The following is a 4,336-nucleotide window of genomic DNA, read 5'->3' on the forward strand; positions in this document are numbered from 1 at the left end:
GTTTTATTAAATCCTGACTCAAGAGCATGTTACCCGGAATTTCAATGACCTCAAATCCGGATTTTTGCAACAGTGCGATTTTCAGCAGAGTCGAACCGTTCCTGGTATTGAAATCACCACCCACGTAATGAAAGGGTCCCTGAATTTCGATCACTATGTTGTGATCTGGCAGAAGCAGGTCAACCGGAGGTAATGAGTTCAGACTCTTTTCCTCTTCGATCTTCAAAGCTGGAATAGTTGATTTGAGTTGATCACGGAAGTCGGCCTGGTTTTTTGAAATGATTGTCTGGTAATGGCGGACGACCGAACAGGTTCTGCCAAGCCAACTTGCAGCCATGGCAATGACGGATTGATCCTCTCTATTATCTGGCGATGTATTTTCCAGACGAATGAACAGGTCATCCATGTGTTTTTCAAATAGGTTATTTTTATTGGCATTGGAGTCCAGAAACAACCTGGCACAGCATACCATTAATGCCCAGAGAGACATCGATATCTCTTTCTGAGAAAACTGAAGGTTCGTACTGATTCGATAGAGAAGCGATTCGAACGTAGAGGTAACCAGGTTCAGCTCAACGAGTTCACCCAGTTTCGCAATGGCCCAAAGCAGGTTAGCGATTTCCTGTGGATTAAAGTTAGCTTTATGTGCGTTCACAAAAGGCAACAGGGCGGCCAAGGCCTCTTTGAGACGTGGCGACCGCTCCAGCCCGTTGTCCATCAGTTTCGCCATGGCCCAAAGCAGGTTGGCGATACCCTGCGGTTTAAAGTTAGCTTTTTGTCCATTCACGAGGGGCATCAGCGCGGTCACGGCCTCGTTAAACCCTGGTGTCTGCTCCTGCCCGTTGTCTACCAGTTTCGCCATGGCCCAAAGCAGGTTGGCGATTTCCTGTGGGTTAAAGTTAGCTTTTTGTATGTTCACGAAGGGCAACAGCGCCGCCACGGCCTCGTTGAGTCCTGGTGTCTGCTTCTGCCCGTTGTCCACCAGTTTCGCCATGGCCCAGAGCAGGTTAGCGATATGCTGAGGAATAAATTGGTCTTTCTGTGCGTTCACCCGGGGCAACAGGGCGGCCATGGTCTCGTTGAGCTCTGGTGTTTGTTCCTGCCCGTTATCTACCAGTTTCGCCATGGCTTGTAGCAGGTTGGCGATGCCCTGGGCAGTAAATTGGCCTTTCTGTGCGTTGACGAGGGGCAACAGTGCGGCCACGGCCTTTTTGAACTCTGGTGTTTGCTCCTGCCCGTTATCTACCAGTTTGGCCATGGCCCACAGCAGGTTAGCGATATGCTGTGGATTAAAGTTGGCTTTTAGTGCGGTCACGGAGGGCAACAGCGCAGCTACGGCTTCGTTGAACTCTGGTGTCTGCTCGTAGCAGTTGTCCACCAGTTTCGCCATGGCCCACAGCAGGTTGGTGATTTCCTGAGGTTTAAAGTCAGCTTTCTGTGCGTTCACGTGGGGCAACAGCACGGCCAGGGCCTCTTTGAGCCCTGGTGTCCGGTCCTGCCCATTGTCCTCCAGTTTTGCCATGGCCCACAGCAGGTTGGCGATATGCTGAGGACTTAACTGGTCTTTCTGTGCGTTTACGAGGGGCAGCAGCGCGACTACAGCCTCGTTGAAATCTGGTGTCCGCTCCAGCCCGTTGTCCTCCAGTTTTGCCATGGCCCACAGCAGGTTGACGATATGCTGAGGAATAAACCAGTCTTTCTTTGCGTTCACGAGGGGCAACAGCGCGCCCAGGGCTTTGTTGAACTCTGGTGTCCGCTCCTGCCCGTTGTCCACCAGTTTCGCCATGGCCCACAGCAGGTTCACGATACCCTGTGGTTTAAAGTTCGCTTTTTGTACGTTCACGTGGGGCAACAGCACGGCCACGGCCTCGTTGAGACCTGATGTCCGCTCCTGCCCTTTGTCCACCAGTTTCGCCATGGCCCACAGCTGGTTGGAGATTTCCTGGGCATTAAATTGGTTGTTCTGTGCGTTCACGTGGGGCAACAACACGGCCACAGTCTCTTTGAGCCCTGTTACCCACTTCCGATCGTTGTTCATCAGTTTCGCCATGGACCACAGCAGGCTAGTGATTTCCTGTGGTTTAAAGTCAGCTTTCTGTGCGTTCACGCGGGGCAACAGCGCAGACACGGCCTCTTTGAACTCTGGTGTTTGCTCTTGTCCGTTGTCCACCAGTTTCGCCATGGCCCACAGCAGGTTGGCAATATCCTGGGCGTTAAATTGGTCTCTCTTTGCATTCAGTAGGGGCAGCAGGGTGGCCACAGCCTCTTTGAGCCCTGGTGTCCGCTCCTGCCCGTTGTCCACCAGTTTCGCCATGGCCCACAACAGGTTGGCGATTCCCTGAGGAATCAATTGTTTTTTCTGTGCGTTCACATGGGGCAACAACACGGCCACGGCCTCGTTGAGCTCTGGCGTCTGCTCCTGCCCGTTGTCCACCAGTTTCGCCATGGCCCACAGCAGGTTAGCGATTTCCTGAGCACCAATATCACGGGCTTCCGGTTTTTGGTTGCAGTTAAATATTATTGCATCAAGTAGGGTCGACAATAAGGCAACTTGAGTGAGCTGAACACGCTCATCCATGGGTTTATAAGGGGTAAAAACACCCGCTGAAGTAAATGAGTGAAGTGTTGTCGTCAGGCTTCGCCAATTCCAGCTCCGTGTTACGGTAAAATTTTGCAGCAAGCGCATCAGCTGGCTTTGTTCTGTTCGATTTAACGGTCTTTGAGCAGCTGATGAGTATTTTTTGATTGAACTGGCATACTGACCGTGATTTCTCCCATCATAGCGATGACCGAAACGTTCCGATTTACTCACCAGACCAGCCATTATTTCCGGTTTGATGAGGGCATGAAAATTTTGAGCAGGGTTTACTGAACGGCGCAGTAGATATTGAGAAGGGCCTGCGGCAGAAGAATGGTAAAATTTATTACGTCCCGGGGTTGTGCGAGGGGTATTATCCCACTGTCTGACTGTGGCTTGTCTATATCGCCCATGCCTGGAAGCGGCATGGTCATTCGGTTGGTTGTCATCATTACCTGATCTTGCGTATTTGCCACTGATACCAGCAGAACTTCTATTCATAATTATATTTCATTAATTCATGAAAATATAAAAAGCAGACTGCTGTTCTGCTCAGAAGTTCATTGTGCGGAAAAGTTTACTTGAGTCATGATGGGAGGAAGGCGGTTACTGGCTGCTTGTTTTCTTCCTCTTTGCCGGGTTGGTTTGCTCTGCTAAATGTTCTTCACCAGTAATGTATGCAGTACCTGCCCACCTTCTTTTAAGTGATACAGAGTCATGAGCCTGTGGCGGGATGCCTATCCTGATCTTTATTTGATCAATGTATGGTTTCATTAAATCGTTGTTCAAAAGCTGGTTAGCCGGGATTTCAATGACCTCAAATCCTGCTTTTTGCAGCAGTGCGATTTTCAGCAGAGTTGAACCATTCCTGGTGTTGAAATCACCACCCACGTAATGAGAAGGGCCCTGCACTTCAATCACCATGTTGTGATCTGGCAGTAGCAGGTCAACCGGAGGTAATGAGTTCAGACTCTTTTCTTCTTCAATCTTCAGAGATGGAATAGATAATTCGAGTTGATCGCGGAAGTCGACCTGGGTTTTTGAAATGTTTGTGTGGTAATGGCGAACGACCGGACAGGCTCTGCCAAGCCAACTTGCAGCCATGGTAATGATGGATTGTTCCTCTCCATTGTCTGGCGATGTATTTTCCAGACGAGTGAACAGGTCATCCATGTGCTTTTCAAACACGTTACTTTTATTGGCATTGGAATCTAGAGACAACCTGGCACAGCATACCATTACGGCCCAGAGAGACATCAATATCTCCTGCTGAGAAAACTGAGGGTTTGTACTGATTCGATAGACAAGCGATTCGAACGTAGAGGTAACCACGTTCAGCTCAACGAGTTCACCCAGTTTTGCAATGGCCCACAGCAGGTTGGCGATTTCCTGTGGGTTAAAGTTAGCTTTTTGTACGATCACGCAGGTCAACAGCGCAGCCACCGCTTCGTTGAACTCTGGTGTCTGTTCGTACCCGTTGTCCACCAGTTTTGCCATGGCCCACAGCAGGTTGGCGATATGCTGGGGAATAAATTGGTCTTTCTGTGCATTCACGTGGGGCAACAGTGCGGCCACGGCCTCGTTGATCTCTGGTGTTCGCTCCTGCCCGTTGTCCACCAGTTTCGCCATGGCCCACAGCAGGTTGGCGATATGCTGGGGAATAAATTGGTCTTTCTGTGCATTCACCTGGGGCAACAGCGTGGCCACAGCATATTTGAGCTCTGGTGTTTTCTCCAGCCCGCTGTCCACCAGTTTCGC

2 protein-coding genes are annotated in these 4,336 nt (G+C 50.3%); both read right to left on the reverse strand.

Going from position 1 to position 4,336, the window contains the following annotated elements:
* Positions 1 to 3,079: DUF1601 domain-containing protein (locus CX664_RS23630; RefSeq protein WP_146000281.1), on the reverse strand; the 3,079-nt coding region annotated here is incomplete at its 3' end.
* Between the two features lie 105 nt (positions 3,080 to 3,184).
* Positions 3,185 to 4,336: RAP domain-containing protein (locus CX664_RS23635; protein ID WP_219622286.1), on the reverse strand; the 1,152-nt coding region annotated here is incomplete at its 5' end.

The organism is Endozoicomonas acroporae (genome assembly GCF_002864045.1).
Lineage (GTDB): Bacteria > Pseudomonadota > Gammaproteobacteria > Pseudomonadales > Endozoicomonadaceae > Endozoicomonas > Endozoicomonas acroporae.